The 19,006-nt window shown below is 70.6% G+C and carries 12 protein-coding genes and 1 pseudogene; 8 read left to right on the top strand and 5 right to left on the bottom strand.

The annotated features are described in order from the left end of the window. Positions 1-248 precede the first annotated feature (248 nt). The 3 genes from AOK23_RS06860 to AOK23_RS06870 all read left to right on the top strand — a co-directional run bounded on the left by AOK23_RS06860 (position 249) and on the right by AOK23_RS06870 (position 4,483). Positions 249-1,244 (top strand): SCO0930 family lipoprotein, encoded by a 996-nt coding sequence (locus AOK23_RS06860; protein ID WP_055711848.1) that lies wholly within the window; start codon positions 249-251, stop codon positions 1,242-1,244. A gap of 294 nt (positions 1,245-1,538) precedes the next feature. Then, positions 1,539-2,351, top strand: coding sequence for an SAM-dependent methyltransferase (locus tag AOK23_RS06865; protein WP_055711849.1), 813 nt, complete (start codon positions 1,539-1,541; stop codon positions 2,349-2,351). Further along, a complete protein-coding gene (locus AOK23_RS06870; protein ID WP_055711850.1) occupies positions 2,348-4,483 on the top strand; it encodes a putative bifunctional diguanylate cyclase/phosphodiesterase in 2,136 nt (711 codons plus the stop codon). Before AOK23_RS06865 ends, AOK23_RS06870 begins: the two co-directional genes overlap by 4 nt. Before the next feature lie 113 nt (positions 4,484-4,596). On the opposite strand, the gene AOK23_RS06875 is transcribed toward AOK23_RS06870, so the two are convergent. Further along, entirely contained in the window at positions 4,597-5,481 is an 885-nt protein-coding gene (locus AOK23_RS06875; RefSeq protein WP_055711851.1) for a LysR family transcriptional regulator, read from the bottom strand. Positions 5,482-5,575: 94 nt separating this feature from the next. On the opposite strand from AOK23_RS06875, the gene AOK23_RS06880 reads away from it, so the two are divergent. The 5 genes from AOK23_RS06880 to AOK23_RS06900 all read left to right on the top strand — a co-directional run bounded on the left by AOK23_RS06880 (position 5,576) and on the right by AOK23_RS06900 (position 10,879). Then, the gene (locus AOK23_RS06880; protein ID WP_079049343.1) at positions 5,576-6,283 is read left to right on the top strand and encodes a succinate dehydrogenase; all 708 of its coding nucleotides are present in this window, start codon (positions 5,576-5,578) and stop codon (positions 6,281-6,283) included. A 2-nt stretch (positions 6,284-6,285) separates the two neighbouring features. Beyond that, the gene (locus AOK23_RS06885; RefSeq protein ID WP_055711853.1) at positions 6,286-8,244 is read left to right on the top strand and encodes a fumarate reductase/succinate dehydrogenase flavoprotein subunit; all 1,959 of its coding nucleotides are present in this window, start codon (positions 6,286-6,288) and stop codon (positions 8,242-8,244) included. After that, positions 8,241-8,990: a succinate dehydrogenase/fumarate reductase iron-sulfur subunit gene (locus AOK23_RS06890; protein WP_055711854.1), complete on the top strand. Its 750-nt coding sequence runs from the start codon at positions 8,241-8,243 to the stop codon at positions 8,988-8,990. Before AOK23_RS06885 ends, AOK23_RS06890 begins: the two co-directional genes overlap by 4 nt. A gap of 238 nt (positions 8,991-9,228) precedes the next feature. Then, positions 9,229-10,011 (top strand): GNAT family N-acetyltransferase, encoded by a 783-nt coding sequence (locus AOK23_RS06895; protein WP_055711855.1) that lies wholly within the window; start codon positions 9,229-9,231, stop codon positions 10,009-10,011. A gap of 4 nt (positions 10,012-10,015) precedes the next feature. Continuing rightward, positions 10,016-10,879 carry a lysophospholipid acyltransferase family protein gene (locus tag AOK23_RS06900; protein WP_055711856.1) on the top strand — a complete coding sequence of 288 codons (864 nt, stop codon included), beginning with the start codon at positions 10,016-10,018 and terminating at the stop codon, positions 10,877-10,879. On the opposite strand, the gene AOK23_RS06905 is transcribed toward AOK23_RS06900, so the two are convergent. From AOK23_RS06905 to AOK23_RS49460, 4 genes and pseudogenes are all read right to left on the bottom strand, one after another. After that, a complete protein-coding gene (locus tag AOK23_RS06905) occupies positions 10,834-11,850 on the bottom strand; it encodes an LLM class flavin-dependent oxidoreductase (protein ID WP_055711857.1) in 1,017 nt (338 codons plus the stop codon). The two genes, AOK23_RS06900 and AOK23_RS06905, sit on opposite strands and share 46 nt — an antisense overlap. A gap of 141 nt (positions 11,851-11,991) precedes the next feature. After that, a complete protein-coding gene (locus tag AOK23_RS06910) occupies positions 11,992-17,187 on the bottom strand; it encodes a family 43 glycosylhydrolase (RefSeq protein WP_055711858.1) in 5,196 nt (1,731 codons plus the stop codon). 284 nt (positions 17,188-17,471) lie between these two features. Continuing rightward, positions 17,472-18,431 carry a GNAT family N-acetyltransferase gene (locus tag AOK23_RS06915; protein ID WP_107102742.1) on the bottom strand — a complete coding sequence of 320 codons (960 nt, stop codon included), beginning with the start codon at positions 18,429-18,431 and terminating at the stop codon, positions 17,472-17,474. Positions 18,432-18,857: 426 nt separating this feature from the next. Further along, positions 18,858-19,006: pseudogene (locus tag AOK23_RS49460) on the bottom strand (FAD:protein FMN transferase); the annotation flags it as partial.

A 19,006-nucleotide genomic window follows, 5' to 3' on the forward strand; every position in this document is an offset into this window, starting at 1 on the left:
CCCGCGTACGCGGGAGCACCTACAGATTGCTCCAAAGGAGGGAACAACGGGCCACGAAGGTTTGACCGGGGGGTCGATCGCTGACCGTCCTTTCGACGCTTTGGTGGGGCCGCGCCGCGGGCGGTCTGCGCGGAGTTTCGAAAGAAATCTGTGTTCCGTTGAACACTTCGACCACCCCCGCCCGTACCTAGGGCCAGCGAGCGGCGCAGTAGGGCGCTGCAACACCCAAAGATTGACGGGGAGTTGGAATGAACACCTCCTGGCGGAGCGCCGCACTCGTAGCCTCAGCTGCGGCTGTGCTGGCGCTGACGACGGCGTGCGGTCAGGAACAGGGGTCCACGTCCTCGCAGAACGTGGGTGCCGCTTCCACCCCGACGCTCGGCGCCGGCACCATCGCCGGGGCGGCCGGCACCGCGGGGGCCGGCGCGGCCGGGACCGACACGTCGGACCAGGCCCAGTCGACCACGGCGGCGTCCGCGGGCCAGTTGACCGTGTGGAACAGCGACGAGTACGGCAAGGTCCTCACCGACAGCGCCGGTCGCACCCTGTACCGCTTCGACAAGGACTCCTTCGAGCCGCCGAAGACGACCTGCGAGGGCGAGTGCGCCACCACCTGGCCGCCGGTCCCGGCCGCGGGCGCCACCGCCGCCGAAGGCGTCGACCAGGCGCTGCTCGGCGAGATCACCCGCCCCGACGGCACCAAGCAGCTGACCGTCGCCGGCTGGCCGCAGTACTACTTCGCCAAGGACACCAAGGCCGGTGACATCAAGGGCCAGGGCCTCAAGGGCACCTGGTTCGCCTCCGCCCCCAACGGCAAGAAGGCCTCCACCAAGGGCGGCGGCGGTGCCGGTGCCGCGGGCGACGCCGGTGGCGAGGCGGTCGGGCAGGCCGGTCTCACCACCCGCAACGACCCCAAGCTCGGCGAGGTCGTCGTCGACAAGAACGGCATGACGGTCTACCGCTTCCTCAAGGACAAGCAGTGGCCGATGTCGACCAAGTGCACCGGCGCCTGCCTCGACAAGTGGCCCGTCGTCGCCCCGGTCGACAAGAACGACACCAAGGGCATCCTGCTGAAGGGCTACACCGTCTTCGACCGGCCCGACGGCATCAAGCAGCAGACCATCAACTGCATCCCGCTCTACACCTTCGCCGGTGACAAGGCCCCGGGCGACACCAAGGGCCAGGGTGTGGGCGGCACCTGGTTCGCCATCAACGGCGACGGAGAGCCGATCGGCGCGCAGTAACGAGATCACCTTCCCCAGGCACCACATCAGCGCGGCCGATCAAGGACCCGCCCCCTCCGCACCGCATCGGAGGGGGCGGGTCGCTTGGCGTGCCCGTACGCGCGGTCGCGGACAACCGGCGGCGCTCGGGCGTGAACAGGCATGGTCGGGGCGGCGATTGGGCATGTGCCCACGGCAGCGACGTTGAACGGACGGTCAATTTCCGTTTTCGCTCGCTCCTTTGGCGGACGATCAGTAGCCTCTGCTCGAACACCGGATCGCCTACGCCGCCCCCGACGCGTTGGAGTCACAGACATGGAGCGTCCCGCCTGGGCTCCACGGAGCATCGACATCTCGATGCCGTCCGTGGCCCGCATGTACGACTACTACCTGGGCGGTTCGCACAACTTCGAGGTCGACCGGGAAGCGGCCCGCAGGGCCATGGAGTTCGTGCCGGGCCTGCCCAAGATCATGCAGGCCAACCGCGCCTTCATGCGCCGCGCCGTACGGTACGCGGCCCGAGCGGGCATCACCCAGTTCCTGGACATCGGATCCGGGATCCCCTCCTTCGGAAACGTGCACGAAGTGGCGAGGGAGGCCGCCCCCGGGGCGCGCGTCGTCTACGTCGACCACGACCCGGTCGCCGTAGCACACACCCAGGCAGTTCTGGAGGGCGCCGAGGACGCGGATGTGGTCGCGGCCGATCTGCGCAAGCCCCGGGACGTCCTCACGAGCCCCCAGGTCGAGCGGCTGATCGACCTGAACCGGCCAGTGGCCCTGCTCCTGGTTGCCATACTGCACTTCGTGGAGGACACGGACGACCCGTACGGAGCGGTGGCCGAGTTGCGCGACGCACTCGCGCCCGGCTCCGTGCTCGTCGTCTCGCACGCCTCCTACGAGGGGATTTCACTTCCCCGGGAACGGGTCGAGGGCGCGGTGGACGTGTACAAGGACATTCGCAATCCGCTGATCATGCGCTCGCGCGACGAGATCGCGCGGTTCTTCGAGGGGTACGACATGGTGGAACCCGGACTGGTGCCGATGGCGAAGTGGCGGCCCGACACGGCTCCCGAGGACGAGGATCCGTACGCCTTCTCCGGGTTCGCCGGCGTGGGGACGAAAGCGTGAGCGCGGAACCGGACGGGCCGGAGGACAGACTGCGCCGGTTCGCGACGATCTGGAGCCGCGCGGTCTTCCCCGCCACCTCCACGTCGCTGACCCGCCCCGAGTTCGAGGAACTGCTCCTGCCGCTCGCCCGGCGCCTGAGCGAGGCGCTGCGGGCCAGGACGTACGACGCCGCGGAGGGCAGGGCCGTCGGTGCCGCCCTCGTCGAGGCGCACTGCACCGAACCCGAGGCCCTCAGCCGGGCCCTCGACTGCGTCGACGCCTATCTGGTGCTCTACTGCGGCGGCGACGGCCACCAGGAGGATCTGCGCGCCCGCGCCGCGCGGCTGCAGTCGGCGATGGCCGCCGGATACGCCGAGGCGCTGCGGCAGCGGACCCTGGCCGAGCAGGAGGCGATCGCCCGCGCGGCCCTGGAGGCGCAGGGCGCCGTCGCCCGGGCGCTGCACGCCACCGAGGCCCGCTTCCGCGCGGTGTTCGAGGGCGCCGCCATAGGCATCGGCATCGCCGACCTCGACGGCAACATCCTCCAGGTCAACGGCGCGCTGCTGCGCATGTTCGGCGTCACCGAGCAGACGATGCTCGGGCGTTGTGTCGTTGAGTGGACGCACCCCGAGGACGCGCCGCAGGTGTGGCGCCTCTACGAGGAACTGGTGCGGGCCGAACGCGAGCACTACCACACCGAGAAGGCGTTCCACCGCCCCGACGGAACGGTCCTGTGGACCAATCTGACGGTCTCCCTGCTGCGGGACGCGGACGGCAACCCCCAGTACCAGCTGGCGCTGATGGAGGACACCACCGAGCGCCGTCTGCTCAATCTCCGCCTCCGCTACGAGGCCACGCACGACGCGCTCACCGGACTGCCCAACCGCACCCTGTTCTTCGAGCGCCTGGAGAAGGCCCTCGCGGCGGGCGACGGCCAGCGGTTCGGCCTGTGCTACCTCGACCTGGACGGTTTCAAGGCCATCAACGACAGCCTCGGCCACGCGGCCGGCGACCGGCTGCTCGTCGAGGTCGCCGACCGGCTCCAGTCCTGCGCGACCGCTCCCGGTGAGATGGTCGCCCGGCTCGGCGGCGACGAGTTCGTGGCGCTGACCACCGGCCCCGACACCGAGAGCGAGGTCGACGACCTCGCCGACCGCATCATGAACGCGCTGGTCACCCCCGTCCGCATCGACGGCCGGGAACTCCTCGTCCGCGGCAGCATCGGCATCGTCGAGGGGCCGGCGGGCGAGCGCGGCCCGGCGGAGGTGCTGCGCAGCGCCGACATCACGATGTACCGGGCCAAGTCGGCGGGCGGCAACCGCTACGAGGTCGCCGACGCCGAGGCCGACGCCCGCGCCATCACCCGGCACGGGCTCACCACGGCCCTGCCCGCCGCCCTCGACCGGGGCGAGTTCTTCATCGAGTACCAGCCGCTCGTCCATCTCGGCGACGGCACCGTGCGCGGCGCGGAGGCGCTGGTCCGCTGGCTGCATCCGCAGCACGGCGTGCTCGGCCCCGACCGCTTCATCCCGCTCGCCGAGCGCACCGGCCTGATCGTGCCGCTCGGCCGCTGGGTGCTGGAGCAGTCGGTGCGCCAGGCCCGCGAATGGCAGCGACGGCACGGCGGTACGGGGCCGCTGCGCGTCAACGTGAACCTGTCGCCGTGCCAGCTCACGCATCCCGGGCTGGTGCAGGACACCGTGGAGATCCTGGAGCGGGCCGGCCTCGAACCCGACGCCCTGTGCCTGGAGGTGACCGAGTCCGCCTTGATCGGCGCCGACGACGATCTGCTCAAACCGCTGCGCAGGCTCTCCGAGATGGGCATCGACATCGCCCTCGACGACTTCGGCACCGGCTACTCCAACCTCGCCAACCTGCGGCGGCTGCCGGTCCGTGTGCTGAAGCTGGACCGGTCCTTCACGCAGGGCATGCAGCAGTTCCCGGCGGACCCCGTCGATCTGAAGATCGTCGAGGGCATCGTCTCCCTCGCCCACAGCCTCGACCTCGCGGTCACCGTCGAGGGCGTCGAGACGGGCGCGCAGGCCGAGCAACTGCGGGTACTCGGCTGCGACACGGCCCAGGGCTGGTACTACGCCCGCCCGGGCCCACCGGAACGCCTGCACGAACTGGCACTGGTGGACGCGACGGGGTAGGGCGCGGCAGCGCCCCTACAGGGGCGCGGGGAACTGCGCGACAAGTCACAGCGCATCCGTAGACCCGAACGGTGCTCATTTCCAACGGCGCGCCCGGGAACAGCAGCGCACGCTCACCGCTCCACCAACATCCGCTGCAACTCCCTCGCGGCTCTCGGCGGAGCCACATCGCTGCGGTGGGCCAGGGCGATGGTGCGGTGCAGACCGGGGCGGGCCAAGGGGGTGACCCGTAGGCCACGGCCCGCGCCGGTCGCCACCATGCGTGGGACCACGGCCACCCCCAGCCCCGCCCGGACGAACCCCAGCACCGCGTCCATCTCACCGCCCTCCACCGCGAAGTCCGGTTCGAAGCCCTCCGCCCGGCATGCGGCCACGGTCAGTTCCCGCAGGTCGTAGCCGTGCCGGAACATCACGAGCCGCTCGCCGTCGAGATCGGCGACCCGGATCGTGCGCCGCCCCTCGCCGGGCCCGGGCGCGTCCGGGGAGGACACCACCACCAGGTCCTCGCGCAGCAGCTCCACCGTGGTCAGCGCGGGGGACGGCGTCGGCAGGGGCAGGACGACCAGGGCCAGGTCGAGGGCGCCGCGCGCGAGCTGCCGTACGAGGTCGTGGGAGCCGCCCTCCTCGACCAGCAGCCGGATGCCGGGGTAGCGGTCGTGGAAGGCCCGCAGCACGTCGGGCAGCAGACCGGTGCACAGGCTCGGGGTCGCGCCCAGCCGGACCCGGCCCCGGCGCAGCTGCACCAGTTCCTGCACCTCCAGCCGGGCCGTGTCCGTGTCGGCCAGGATGCGGCGGGCCAGCGGCAGCAGGGCCTCACCGGCGTCGGTGAGCGTGATGTTGCCGCGTGCCCGCAGGAACAGATCGGCGCCCAACTCCCGTTCCAGCGCCTTGATCTGCTGCGACAGCGAGGGCTGGGCGACATGGACCAGCTCGGCGGCACGGGTGAAGTGCCGGGTCTCGGCGACCGCCACGAAGTACTGGAGCTGCTGGAACTGCACCCCTCCACGATACGGGACGATAGTTTCCAGCTATCGAATCGAGCCGCATCATGTCTTGGACCGATGAGGGGTGCCGGTCCTAGCGTCTTGTTCCATGGCTCTGGCAACGCGGACGGACCGAAAACCGTCCATGGCACGCACGGTGTGGGACAGCTCCGTCGGCAAGAAGACGGTGATGGCCGTCAGCGGTCTGATCATGCTGGCGTATCTGGTCGTCCACATGCTGGGCAACCTCAAGATCTTCTTCGGCTCGGCCGAGTTCAACGGGTACGCGCACTGGCTGCGCACCCTCGGCGAGCCCTTCCTCCACCACGAATGGGCGCTGTGGATCGTCCGCGTGGTCCTCGTCGCCGCGGTCGTCGCCCACGCCACGGCCGCCTACCAGCTCAGCCGCCGGGACATCAGAGCCCGGCCCACCAAGTACGTGCACACCAGGCGCCGGGCGAGCTACGCGACCCGCACCATGCGGTGGGGCGGCGTCATCCTCGGACTGTTCATCGTCTGGCACATCCTCGACCTGACGACCGGCACCGTCCACCCGAACGGCTTCCAGTCCGGTCACCCGTACCAGAACGTGATCGACACCTTCTCCACCTGGTACGGCAACGTCATCTACCTCGTCGCGATGCTCGCCCTCGGCCTGCACATCCGGCACGGCTTCTGGAGCGCCGCGCAGACCCTCGGCGCCGGCAGCCGCACCCGTGACCGGGCTCTGAAGGCCATCGCGAACGTCCTCGCGCTGGTGCTGACCCTGGGCTTCGTCTCCGTACCCGTCGCCGTCATGACCGGAGTGGTGAGCTGACCATGAGTACGTCCTCCGCGTACGCGCACTACACGACCGGGGACCCTGTCGTGGACACCAGGGCGCCCGAGGGCCCGATCGCCGAGCGCTGGGACAAGCGCCGCTTCGAGGCCAGGCTCGTCAACCCCGCCAACCGCCGCAAGCACACCGTCATCGTCGTCGGCACCGGGCTCGCCGGCGGCTCCGCCGGGGCCACGCTCGCCGAACAGGGCTACCACGTCGTCCAGTTCTGCTACCAGGACTCCCCGCGCCGTGCCCACTCGATCGCCGCCCAGGGCGGCATCAACGCCGCGAAGAACTACCGCAACGACGGCGACTCCGTCCACCGGCTGTTCTACGACACCGTCAAGGGCGGCGACTTCCGGGCCCGCGAGTCCAACGTCCACCGGCTCGCACAGATCTCCGTGGAGATCATCGACCAGTGCGTCGCCCAGGGCGTGCCGTTCGCCCGCGAGTACGGCGGCCTGCTCGACACCCGCTCCTTCGGCGGCGTCCAGGTCTCCCGCACCTTCTACGCCCGCGGGCAGACGGGCCAGCAGCTGCTGCTCGGCGCCTACCAGGCCCTCAGCCGGCAGATCGCCGCCGGGAACGTCGAGATGCACCCGCGCACCGAGATGCTCGACCTGATCGTCGTCGACGGGCGCGCCCGCGGCATCGTCGCCCGGGATCTCATCACCGGGAAGATCGACACCTACTTCGCGGACGCCGTCGTCCTCGCGTCCGGCGGCTACGGCAACGTCTTCTACCTGTCGACCAACGCCATGAACTCCAACGCGACCGCCGTCTGGCGGGCGCACCGGCGGGGCGCGCTGTTCGCCAACCCGTGCTTCACCCAGATCCATCCGACGTGCATCCCGCGCACCGGCGACCACCAGTCCAAGCTGACGCTGATGAGCGAGTCGCTGCGCAACGACGGCCGGATCTGGGTGCCGAAGGCGAAGGGCGACCAGCGGCCACCGCACGAGATCCCCGAGGACGAGCGCGACTACTACCTGGAGCGCATCTATCCCTCCTTCGGCAACCTGGTGCCCCGCGACATCGCCTCCCGCGCCGCGAAGAACGTCTGTGACGAGGGCCGGGGCGTCGGACCCGGCGGGCAGGGCGTCTACCTCGACTTCGCCGACGCCATCGAGCGGATGGGCCGGGCCGCCGTCGAGGCCAAGTACGGCAACCTCTTCGACATGTACCAGCGGATCACCGACGAGGATCCGTACCGGGTCCCCATGCGGATCTACCCGGCCGTGCACTACACGATGGGCGGACTGTGGGTCGACTACGACCTCCAGACCACCGTCCCCGGCCTGTTCGCGATCGGCGAGGCCAACTTCTCCGACCACGGGGCCAACCGGCTCGGCGCCTCCGCGCTGATGCAGGGCCTCGCCGACGGGTATTTCGTCCTCCCGGCGACGATCAACGACTACCTCGCCCGTCACCCCCGCCAGGGCGAGGTCGGCCCCGAACACCCCGTCGTGCAGGAGGTCCTCGCCGAGACCGAGGACCGGATGCACCTGCTCCTGGCCGTCGACGGCGACCGTACGCCCGACTCCTTCCACCGCGAACTCGGCGAGCTGATGTGGGAGTTCTGTGGCATGGCCCGCACCGAGAGCGGCCTGCGCAAGGCCCTGGAGCGGATCCCGCAGATCCGCGAGGAGTTCTGGCGGCGGATCAAGGTCCCGGGGACGGGCGAGGAGTTCAACCAGTCCCTGGAGAAGGCCAACCGGATCGTCGACTACCTGGAGCTCGCCGAGCTGATGTGCCTCGACGCGCTGCACCGCGCCGAGTCGTGCGGCGGGCACTTCCGCGAGGAGTCCCAGACCCCGGACGGCGAGGCGGAACGCAAGGACGACACCTTCTCGTACGCGGCCGCCTGGGAGTTCACGGGCACCGGCACCGCCCCCGTCCTGCACAAGGAAGACCTCGTCTTCGAGTACGTCCACCCCACCCAGCGGAGCTACGCATGAAGCTCACCCTGCGCGTCTGGCGACAGCGCGCCGCCGACACCGAAGGCGCCATGTCCACGTACGAGGTGGACGACATCTCGCCCGACATGTCCTTCCTGGAGATGCTCGACACCCTCAACGAGGACCTCATCCTGCGCGGTGAGGACCCCGTGGCGTTCGACCACGACTGCCGGGAGGGCATCTGCGGGGCGTGCTCGCTGGTCATCAACGGGGACGCGCACGGCCCCGAGCGGACGACCACCTGCCAGCTGCACATGCGGTCCTTCGCGGACGGCGACACGATCGACGTGGAGCCGTGGCGGGCCTCGGCGTTCCCGGTGATCAAGGACCTCGTCGTGGACCGGTCCGCGTTCGACAGGATCATCCAGGCCGGCGGCTACATCACCGCCCCCACCGGATCCGCGCCGGAGGCCCACGCCACGGCCGTGCCGAAGCCGGACGCGGACTTCGCCTTCGAACACGCCGAGTGCATCGGCTGCGGGGCGTGCGTGGCCGCCTGCCCCAACGGGGCGGCGATGCTGTTCACCTCCGCCAAGGTCAACCATCTGAACGTGCTCCCGCAGGGGGCGCCCGAGCGCGAGACCCGCGTCCTCGACATGGTGGCCCGGATGGACGAGGAGGGCTTCGGCGGCTGCACCCTCGCCGGCGAGTGCGCCACCGCCTGCCCCAAGGGCATCCCCCTGGTCTCCATCACGAACATGAACAAGGAGTGGCTGCGCGCCACGCGGAAGGCCGGGAAGCGGTAGCGGGACACGGAAACGTTCGCCGACAGGTGCGGACGGGCGGGGCCGGGAGTGGTGCTCATCCCCGGCCCCGTCTGGTTTCCCGGGGGCCGTCCCGGTTCGTTCAGCGAGCGCACATCCGCGCTCCCGCCCTCGGTCACGCGTCGGCCAGACGACGTCGGGAGAACAGGTACGAGCGCGCCGCACCCGACCGGCACGCTCTTCCGCCCAGGCCGAACCGGCCCGTGACCTGGAGTGAGCCATGACCGCCGTACCCGCTCTGGACACCCCGCCCCTGCCGTCCCCGTCAGCGGTCCCCACCCGCTACACCGTCACCCTCGCCCGCGACGAAGCCGACGTACGCGCCGCGCAGCGCCTGCGGCACGACGTGTTCGCCGGCGAGATGGGCGCCCTGCTGACCGGCCCGCAGCCGGGCCTCGACATCGACGCCTTCGACGCGTACTGCGACCACCTGCTCGTCCGGGAGACCCTGACCGGGCAGGTCGTCGGCACCTACCGGCTGCTGCCGCCCGAGCGCGCCGCCGTCGCCGGACGACTGTACTCGGAGGGCGAGTTCGACCTCGGCCGCATCGACGCGATCCGCCCGAACCTCGTCGAGGTCGGCCGCTCCTGCGTGCACCCCGACCACCGGGACGGCGCCGTCATCGGCCTCATCTGGGCCGGCATCGCCCGCTACATGCTCGACCACGGCCACGAGTGGCTCGCCGGCTGCTGCTCCGTCCCCCTCGCCGACGGCGGCGCCCTCGCCACCGCCACCTGGGACCGGGTGAAGGACACGTACCTGGCGCCGGAGGAGTACCGCGTCCGGCCGCTGCTGCCGTGGATCCCCAAGGCCGAGGCCCCCGCCGAGCGCATCGACCTGCCCCCGCTGCTGCGCGGCTACCTGCGGCTCGGCGCCTGGGTGTGCGGCGAGCCCGCGCACGACCCCGACTTCGGCGTCGCCGACCTGTACGTCCTGCTGCCGATGCGCCGCGTCAACGCGCGCTACCTGCGGCACTTCCTCTCCCTCGTCCCGGCGGCCTGACGCGATGAGCGTGTGGCTGCCCGGCGCGCCCTGCACCCCGCGGGCGTGCGTGGACACCGCGCGGCCGACCGCCGCCGCGCCACGGGCCGTGCTGCGGCTCACCGCGGTCCTGGCGCTGACCCTCGCCGGGATCCTCCTGAGCGCCCTCCGCCCCCGGATCCCGGCGGGCGCGGTACGGCACTGGTGCCGGTGGATCGTCCGGGCCTCGGGGGTCCGCGTACGGATCACCGGCACCGCCCCGCCCGCCGGGGGCCTCCTCCTCGTCGCCAACCACATCTCCTGGCTGGACGTACCCCTCCTCGCGGCGGTCCGCCCCGCGCGGATGCTCGCCAAGTCCGACATCCGGCGCTGGCCCGTCGCCGGCACCCTCGCCGAGCGGGGCGGCTCCCTCTTCATCGAACGGGACCGCATCCGCGCCCTGCCCGGCACGGTCGCCCGGATCGCCGACGTGCTGCGCGCCGGCACGGCGGTCGCCGTCTTCCCCGAGGGCAGCACCTGGTGCGGCCGGGCCCAGGGGCGCTTCCGCCGGGCCGTCTTCCAGGCCGCGCTCGACGCGGGCGTCCCCGTACAGCCGGTGCGCGTCCGCTACCGGTGCACCGGGGGAGGGGCGAGCACCGCGCCCGCCTACGTCGGGGACGACCCGCTCCTCACGTCCGTGTGGCGTGTGGTCACCGCGCGCGGAGTCGTCGCCGAACTGGACGTACGGCCCCTGATCGACCCGGGCACCCACCCAGACCGGCGCGCCCTGGCGGCGGCCGCGCAGACGGCGGTCACCGATGGGGAGGCCATGACCGCGCACGTCACGGAAGGCCGCGTGGGCGTTCAGGAAGTGCTGCCGAGGCCCGCGATCCGGGCGAGCCTCCGGTAGGAGTCCAGCAGCGCCGCACGGTCGTACGTACTGGTCGTGACCAGCACCTCCTGGGCGCCCGTCTCCTTGATCACCGACTCCAGTTCGTGCGCCACCTGCTCCTCGGTGCCGAAGACGTGGCCGGTGAGCCCGGACTCGTAGAAGCCGCGCTCCTTGGCCGTCATGGTCCGCCGCTCGATCTCCTCCGCGGGGGCGAGCGGCGGGAACGTGCCGTGGGTGCGGGAGTACGCCATCGCCCGGGCCTCGGGCAGGAGGATGCGGTGGGCCTCCTGCGGGGTCGCGGCGACGGCGACCGTACCGGAGACCACGACGTACGGCTCCGCCGCCCAGACGGACGGCCGGAACTCGGCGCGGTACCGCTCGATGCCCCGCAGCATCCGGTCCCGGGCGCGGAGGTCGCCGATCACCATCGGCAGGCCCGCCCGCGCGGCGACCTGCGCGCCCTCGCCCATCGCCAGGACGAACGGCGGGACGGACATGCCCTCCGGGGGACGCGCGTGCACGCCGGTAGGGGAGGTCCCGAGGAACCAGCCGAGCAACTCGTCGAGCTGTCCCGCGAAGTCGTCCGTGTCGGCGGCGTCCTTGTCCCGGCCCAGCGCCCTGCGGACGCCGTCGGTGAAGCCCACGGAGCGGCCGAGGCCCATGTCGACGCGCCCCGGGAACAGGGACTCCAGCACGCCGAACTGCTCGGCCACGACCAGGGGGCGGTGGTTGAGCAGCATCACTCCGCCGGTGCCCACCCGGATCGTGCGGGTGGCCGCCGCGACGGCCGCCGCCAGGACCGTCGGCGCGGAACCGGCCACCCCCGGCACCCCGTGGTGCTCCGAGACCCAGAACCGGTGGAACCCCAGCTTCTCCACGTCCCGCGCCAGCCGCACGGTGTCCCGCAGGGCCTCGGGCGCGCCGTGACCCTCCCGGACGCGGGAGCGGTCGAGGACGGAGAAACGGGTCGAGGAGAGCACGGAGGTCACAGGAGGTTCAACGCTCCGGGGGCGCCGGGATTCCCGACGCCCCCGACACACGCGGGACCGGACCTCGCACATTCCGGCCGCCGACGTGCCGAGGGGCGCCCGGAACATGTCCGGGCGCCCCTCGGTGGAGCGGTTCACCGCCTAGCGGCCGACGCTGATTCCCCTCGTCGTCGCGGCCTTGGTGTTCTCGTAGACGACCTTGCCGGTGGACTTCTTCCAGATCTTGATCTTGAAGGTGTCCGGGCCGTCGGTCGCGGTGATCCGGAAGGCGTAGCCGCTCGTGCCGCCGACCTTGCCGGAGCCCTGGTAGACGGCCTTGTCACCGGTCACCACGAGCCAGTCGGAGCCCGTGGAGCGGAACTTCAGCCTCGCCGCGCCGAAGTCGAAGGAGGCCCTGCCCGTGGGGACGGTGGCGTTCTTCGTGTACTTGGCGAGGAAGGAGAAGGCCGCCTTGCCGGTCAGAGCGGCCTTGGCCGGGTAGGCGCCCTTCGGGGAGGTGAACGTCCCGGCACCGGTCGCGGAGCCCGCGGCGCGGTCGTAGACGATCAGCTCGGGGAGCTTGGCGGTGTCCGAGGCGCCGTCGTCGTCGGTGACCGTGACCACCGGGCGGTGGATACCGGCCTTGCGGTAGACGTGCTCGCCCTTGCAGACGCCGGCGGTGACCTTGCCGGCCGTCGGCTTGGTGCCGTCCTTCCAGTCGACCTTGCAGGTGTGCTTGTCGGCGGTGCCCGGGTCGGTGAACTTCACCGTGACCGAGGTGCCCTTGCCCGCCGCCACCGGCGACTTCGGGCCGGTCGCGGAGGTGATCACCGGGGCCGCGTTGGTGACGGTCACGGTGGCCTTGTCGCTGCTGCGGCCGCCGGTCAGGGTCACCGTGTAGATGCCGTTGTCGGCGCAGGTGATCGTCGTCCTCGCGGCGGACGCGTCGGCGAAGACGCAGGGCGCGCCCACCTCGACGGTCCACTTGGGGGTGGCCGCCCCGGAGACGGTGCCGTCCAGCTCGATGCGCTCGCCCTCCTTGCCCTTGGCGTCCTGACCGGCCCGGGCGATGGTGACCGGGTCGATGCTGCCGAGGGTGGGGACGACCTTCTTGATCAGGCCGTCGGCATCGAACTCCATCTTGTCGATGGTGGTTTCGCGGTGGGTGCCGTCTCCGCCGGGGATGGCGAAGCGGTGGTAGGCGATGTACCAGTCGTCGGTGCCCGGTACCTGCACCACCGAGTGGTGGCCGGGGCCCTTGATGCCGAGGGAGAGGTCCTTCTCCAGGATCACGCCCTGCTTGGTCCAGGGGCCGGTGGGCGAGGAGCCGGTGGCGTAGGCGACCCGGTAGTTCTCGTCACGTGTGTCGTTCTCCGACCACATGAAGTAGTAGGTGCCCTTGCGTTTGACGACGAAGGTGCCCTCGTTGTAGCCGCTGGGGGTGATGTCGGTGACCTTCGAGGCGTCGAAGGAGACCATGTCGTCGTTGAGCGGGACGACATAGGCGCGGCCGTTGCCAAAGTAGAGGTACGACTGGCCGTCGTCGTCGGTGAAGACCGCCGGGTCGATCATCTGGCCGGGGCGGTCGCCCGCCTTCAGCAGCGGCTTGCCCAGCGCGTCCTTGAACGGGCCGGTCGGCGAGTCGGAGACCGCGACACCGATGTTGGCGTCGGCGCAGAAGTAGAAGTAGTACTTGCCGTTCTTCTCCTCCATGGTCGGCGCCCAGGCCCGGCTGTCGGCCCAGGAGACGTCAGGGCCGAGGTCGAGGATGACGCCGTGGTCCTTCCAGTGGACCAGGTCCTTGGACGAGTAAGCCTTGAACTGCGTACCGCTCCAGCCCTCGAAGCCGTCGGTGGTCGGGTAGATGTAGAAGGTGTCGCCGAAGCGGACGATGTTCGGGTCGGCGTTGAGCCCCGGCAGGACCGGGCTCTTCATGATCAGAGCCGAGACCGTCCAGGTGCGCTTCTTGCCGTCCGAGCCGGTGACCTCGTACGTCTTAGGCTCGCTGAAGTCGCGCAGGGTGCCGGAGGCCGGGCTGATGGTCGCGCCGTGGGCCAGGGTGAACTCCGGTGCCAGGGCGGTGATGTCGCTGCCCTCCGTCAGCGGCAGGACGATCTTGCTGTCCTTGTCGTCGATGATCGCGTCGACCTTGAGCGCCGGGTGGGTCGCCGCCGCGATCCCGGTGGTGTTGCCGCCGAGCTCCAGGACCTCGGCGGGCGACAGGGCCCGGTTGTAGATCCGGAAGTCGTCGACCTCGCCCCCGAAGTACGGGTCCGGGGCGTACATGGACCTGCCGATGTAGCCGGAGTAGTCCTTGGCGGAGTCGTACAGGTCGGACGGCTTGATGGTGACACCGTTGACGCGGGCCACCTCGGCGCCGTCCACGTAGAGGATCGCCGTCTCCGTCGCGCCGTCCAGCGTGACGGTGAGGTGCTTCCACTCGCCCTGGGTGAGCGGGGAGCCGCCGATCATCTGCTTCTCTCCGGACCAGGTGGCCTTGGTGATCGCGGAGAACAGCTTCCCGGCGCCGTTGGACGGGGTGGCGAAGAGGTACTTGTTGCTGTCGGGGCCGAGGCCGAACAGCCACTGGAAGTTGTCGCCGCCCTTCCACTTGACGTACGTGGAGACGGTGACGCCGCTCGCGCCCTTGAGGACCCCGTTCGGGATCTTCACGTACGGCGAGTTGGAGCCGCTGTTGCCGCCGGACATCTTGAACGAGCCGCCGTCGACACCGGTCCCGAAGTCGGGCGTACGGACATAGGTGCCGTGGTAGCCGTGGCCGCTGGAGTCGCGGACGATGCTGCCGCCGGTCTCGTCGAAGCCGTAGTGCAGGACCAGGTCCGTCGGGACGTCCGGGCCCTTCTCGGAGACGGTGACCTCGGCGCGGACCCCGATCGTGGCGTCGCCCGGCAGGGTGCCTTCGACCGTGAACGTGCCGGCCTGCGCGTACTTCGACGCGTCCACGTCGGCCCAGGTGACCGCGATGGGCTTCTTGGTGCCGTCGGCGTACTCGGCGATGACGGTGGCGGGCAGCACCGGGGCCTCACCGATGCGCGTGTCGACCTTGATGTCCTCGACGCTCTTGACGATCTGGTCCGGCTGGTAGGTGCTCAGCAGCCGGTCGTACTCGGCCTGCGTCACCGGCAGCACCGTGCCGTGCCGGGGCTTGGCCGGCAGGTCGTACGAGCCGGACGGCGTCCACACGCCGGAGGCGAGGTCGGTGGTCTCGAAGGGGATGTAGCCGCGTCCGCCGAACTCGTCGAGGAACGCGTACCACTTGTCCTCGGTGTTCGACTTGAACACCAGCGGGCCCTCGGCCGCGCTCATCGCGCCCTTGCCGATGCCCTCGGCGACCGGGTCCCAGGACAGGTCGAGCAGCGAGTCGCTCTTCTCCTCGAAGATGAACTTGCTGTTGGGGGTGGAGGAGCTGTTGTTCCGCTCGTCCTTGGAGAGGCGGAAGTACGTGCCGTCGTGCTGGATGACCGTGGAGTCGATGACCGAGTAGCCGCGGTCGATCCAGACCTTGGGCTCGCTGAACGTGTAGAAGTCGCGGGTCGTCGCGTACATCATGCGGTTGTACGTGTCGCCGGTGTGCGCCTCGTTGTCGTACAGCTTCGACGCCCAGAAGACGACGTACTCGCCGAGCTTCTCGTCGTAGTACGCCTCGGGGGCCCAGGTGTTGCCGGCCGCGTCGGGGGAGACCTTGACCAGGCGCTGGTTGGTCCAGTTCACCAGGTCGGTGGACTCCCAGACCATGATGGACTTGCTGCCGGAGCGCTGCGAGCGGTCCCAGTCGCCGTTGCCGTAGATCTTCAGGTCGGTGGCGATCTGGTAGAACTTGTCGCCCTCGGGGGAGCGGATGATGAACGGGTCGCGCAGGCCCTTCTCGCCGAGCGAGGAGGTGAGGACGGGCTTGCCGTCGTTCAGCTCACGCCACTTCAGCGGGTCGTTGCCCTTGCTGAGCGCGAAGTAGAGCTGCTCGCCGTCCGAGGTGCCCTCGCCGGTGAAGTAGCTGAACATGTAGCCCTTGCGGGCTTCCTTCTTCGGCAGCTCCGGCACCTTCACGGTGAAGGCGCGGGTGGTCTTCGCGTCGTTCTTGGTGACGGTCGCGGTCAGCTCGGCGGTCGTGCCGCCGTCGCCGTGCGCCGGGCGGTGGACCACACCGTCGTCGGTCACGACGTCCGGGTCCGCGGAGGACCACGACACCTTGGTGCCGAAGTCGCCGGAGGTCGGGAGCGTGAGGTTGCCGCGGGCGTCGTCGGCGTTGTGGACGGTCAGCGCCTCGGCGGCCTGCTTGACGGCCGTGGTGTCGTCGAAGGACGGCAGGACCGTGACCTCGAAGGTCTTGGTGTCCGTCACGGAGCCCCGCTTCAGGGTCGCCGTGAGGGTGGCGTGGCCGTTCGGCTCACCGGCGGAGGGGCGGGTCACCGCGCCGGAGTCCGCGACCACCGAGGTGTTGTCGCTCTTCCAGCTGATGGAGGAGCCCCCGGCCGTACCGGTCTTCGGCAGGTCCAGGTCGGCGGTCACCGCACTCGTGTCACCGAGGGTGAGAGCGGCCTTGTCGGCGGCGACGCCCTGGACGGCCACGGGGAGCGAGAGCTGCTCGACCTCGGTGGCGGCGAGGGCGCGGTCGTACACCCGGAAGTCACGGATCTTGCCCTTGAAGAGCTTGTCCCCGGTGTAGACCGACTTGCCTATGTAGTTGGCGGTCGTGGTGCCCGAGCCGATCGAGCCCGGCGTGGTGGTGACGGAGGTGTTGCGGCCGACCTCGACGCCGTCCTCGTACAGCACGCCCGTGGTGCCGGTCTGTGTGTACGTGAGCTGCTTCCACACCGAGCGGGTCAGGTTGTGCGAGTCGCCGGGCCGGGTGTTCTGCTCGGTCGACCAGTTCCCGGAGGCGATGGCGGTCCGGAACGTGTTGCCGGTGGTGAACAGGTACCCGTTGCCCGTGCCGCCGCTGGTGTTGCCGAAGCCGTAGATGAAGTACGGGCCGGCCTGCGACTCGTCCATCAGCACGTCCATGGAGACGCTGATGGAGTTCATGCCCTTCATGACGTCGTTCGGCACCTTCACATAGGTGTCCGAACCGTTGAACGTCAGGCCCTGGCCGTCGCCCGTCCAGCCGGCGGTGCCGTTCACCGTGCCGTCCCGGCCGTTGCCGGAGGCGTCGGTGACGGTGGTGCCGGAGGTGGCGTCGAGCTTGTACCAGAGGGCCAGGCCGTCGGTGAGGTCCGCGCCGTCCGCGACGGCGGGGGCGACCGGCCCGGCGAGGCCCAGGAGCAGTGACGCGGCGGTCAACCCGGCGAGCCGGCCTGCCCGGCGTCTCGCGCGGCCACGTGGACCTGCGATGTACGTCATATGGTGTTTCCCTGCTGAGAGCACGGCTGATGAGGGGGCGGAACCAGGAAAAGGGGGACGGCCGAGGGCGAAGGACCCCGTCCCTGGGTGCTCCGCCGTTTCGGCTGTGTGACGTCGTGTTGCGAGAGTGTCAATCGAGGCGTGGCGGGGCGTCAAGAGGTTTCGAACCATGTCCGACCTGTCGAACAAGTCGGATCGCCGCTCGCCAAGAACCGCGATGAGCAGCCGCGTTGAGGTGATGCCGTGCTACCGATTCAACGCTTTGTCGACAGCGCCGCCCCCTCTCACACCACGGGGCGGACGAGCTCCCAGGTGTCGACGGCGAAGTCCAGCTTCATGCCGTGCCGCTCGTACAGCGCGAGGGCGCCGGAGCCGTTGTCGGTGTCGACACCGAGACCGATGCGGTCGCGGCCCCGCGCCGCGTAGTGGCCGAAGGCGTGGCGCAGCAGATGGCTGCCGAGACCCCGGCCGCGGGCCTCGGAGAGAACGCCGAGGGAGGAGATCCACGCCATGGTCGTACGGTCGTCGCGGGTGCGCAGGACCGCCGCGTCGCCCAGGCCGTCGACGTGCGCGATCCAGATCAGCGACCAGTCGGCGTTCTCGGCGTCGATGTCGTCCAGCCACTGCTCGTAGGTGCGCGGCTGGAAGTCGAAGTGGTCGGCGAAGGAGGCCTGCAGCAGGGCGTGTGCCTGCCGGCGGTCCGCCTCGTTTGCGCACGCCCGCAGCGTCACGCCGGGCGGCGGGACGGGGATGGTGTCGGCGGCCGACAGGGGCCGGTCCAGCACGTGGTAGCGGCGGACCGGGCGCCAGCCCCGGCCGCGCAGGGCGTCCAGGTCCGTGGTGGGCGCGATGTTGAGGTGCAGGTGCACGACCGCGCGGTCCGCCCCGTTGGCCGCGGCCCGCTCGGCGGCACGGGCCTCCATCAGCTCGAACAGGCGCAGGGCGCCGAGCGGCCGGTCCGGCAGCGCGTAGTGGTCCATGTCGATGCGTTCACCGCCCGACTCGTCCCACATCAGGCCGTACCCGACGAGCCGGTCCCCGTCGAACAGCAGCCAGGAGTCCCGCTCCAGGTCCACCTCGGGATGCCTCAGATCCGCCTGGACCTCGGCGAGCTCCGTCTCGGCCCGGCCGATCTCCAGCCGGTCGACCTCATTGAGCAGAGCACACACCGCCACCGCGTCCTCAACACGCGCCGGGCGTACGGTCATACCGGCCGGCAGCGCGGCGGAGTGCGTCATCGTCATGGCGCCACTGTCGACGCCACCGGCCGCACCCCGCAACGCAATTTCGGAGGACCGGACCACCGCCGCCAAACTCTGACACCGGGGCGCAGCCCTTCAAGGGGCGCGGGGAACTGCGCGAACAACCACGAACCACCCGCAGTCGCGGTACCGCACTCGCCCCCGAGCTCGAAGGCGCCGACAACGGCCCGGTACATATGGCACCCCCACCCTGAAGGGGCGCGGGGAACTGCGCGAACAATCACGAACCACCCGCAGTCGCCGTACCGCACTCGCCCCCGAGCTCGAAGGCGCCGACAACGGCCCGGCACATATGGCACCGGAGCCCCACCCCTGAAGGGGCGCGGGGAACTGCGCGAACAATCACCAATCACCCGCAGTCGCCCTACGACACGCACCCCCGAGCCCTGAGGCGCCGACAGCCGCCCCTCAGGTCGTCGCCGCCACCGGCAACCCCGGAGTCCGGTGCACCTTCCGATCCGCGTCGACCGCGAACACCTCGCACCCCTCCCTCGACGCGGCCCACTCGACCCCCTCCACCCCCATCGCGAACGCCGCCGTCGCGGTGGCGTCGGCCT

The sequence above is a fragment of the Streptomyces torulosus genome (genome assembly GCF_001419765.1).
In the GTDB taxonomy this organism is placed as follows: Bacteria; Actinomycetota; Actinomycetes; order Streptomycetales; family Streptomycetaceae; genus Streptomyces; species Streptomyces torulosus.

Bases quoted from the DNA above. Each gene is read 5' to 3' on its own strand.
- AOK23_RS06885 (WP_055711853.1), top strand. From the start codon at position 6,286: ATGAGTACGTCCTCCGCGTACGCGCACTACACGACCGGGGACCCTGTC.
- AOK23_RS06910 (WP_055711858.1), bottom strand. From the start codon at position 17,187: ATGACGTACATCGCAGGTCCACGTGGCCGCGCGAGACGCCGGGCAGGC.
- AOK23_RS06915 (WP_107102742.1), bottom strand. From the start codon at position 18,431: ATGACGATGACGCACTCCGCCGCGCTGCCGGCCGGTATGACCGTACGC.
- AOK23_RS06865 (WP_055711849.1), top strand. From the start codon at position 1,539: ATGGAGCGTCCCGCCTGGGCTCCACGGAGCATCGACATCTCGATGCCG.
- AOK23_RS06890 (WP_055711854.1), top strand. From the start codon at position 8,241: ATGAAGCTCACCCTGCGCGTCTGGCGACAGCGCGCCGCCGACACCGAA.
- AOK23_RS06880 (WP_079049343.1), top strand. From the start codon at position 5,576: ATGGCTCTGGCAACGCGGACGGACCGAAAACCGTCCATGGCACGCACG.
- AOK23_RS06895 (WP_055711855.1), top strand. From the start codon at position 9,229: ATGACCGCCGTACCCGCTCTGGACACCCCGCCCCTGCCGTCCCCGTCA.
- AOK23_RS06860 (WP_055711848.1), top strand. From the start codon at position 249: ATGAACACCTCCTGGCGGAGCGCCGCACTCGTAGCCTCAGCTGCGGCT.
- AOK23_RS06900 (WP_055711856.1), top strand. From the start codon at position 10,016: ATGAGCGTGTGGCTGCCCGGCGCGCCCTGCACCCCGCGGGCGTGCGTG.